The organism is Streptomyces flaveus, assembly GCF_014647675.1.
Lineage (GTDB): Bacteria > Actinomycetota > Actinomycetes > Streptomycetales > Streptomycetaceae > Streptomyces > Streptomyces flaveus.
Map to the genome: position 1 here is coordinate 1 of NZ_BMPQ01000105.1, position 573 is coordinate 573.

Here is a 573-nt window from a genome sequence, read left to right on the forward strand (position 1 = left end):
AAATAAATAATACTTTGCTTTTTATTTAACATTTTAAAGTTAATTAAAATAATCTTGATACTCACTAAAATAATTAGAATGTTATATATTGTTATACAAAAAAATAATTTCATATCTCTTAAAACGTAAATAAGAGTTGAATTTAAAATTTAGGAAGATTAAAATAAAAATTTTTGAGTATAATCATTTCGATGAATCTTATTATGCATTTTATATTTTTTAATTCTCTAGTTAATAAAAAGATAAAATGATCTTTATTTCGATTCACTTTTTAATAAAATTGAGCATAGAAACGTATAGAAATTGTTTTATTCTTTCTCTTTTGTTGAACTAAAAAATAAATAATATGATCATTATTGAGTTTGATATTGAGAAAAAAGTATTTAATCAATTTCAAAAAGTGAAACAAATGAATGAATTACTTAGCTTACTTTTGAGTGATTTTATTTTTGATATTAATACTAAAAGTAGTAGGATTAATAGGATTTGGGTAAAAAAATTAATCCTATTTATAGGATTGAGGATGACTGAAGCCTATGAAATCAACAAAAATAATAGTATTCAAACAATTTA

The 573-nt window shown here is 19.2% G+C and carries 1 protein-coding gene; it reads left to right on the top strand.

Going from position 1 to position 573, the window contains the following annotated elements; genetic code table 11:
• Positions 1–346: 346 nt before the first annotated feature.
• On the top strand, positions 347–573 hold a 227-nt coding region (locus IEZ21_RS49305), incomplete at its 3' end, for a hypothetical protein (RefSeq protein WP_058703114.1).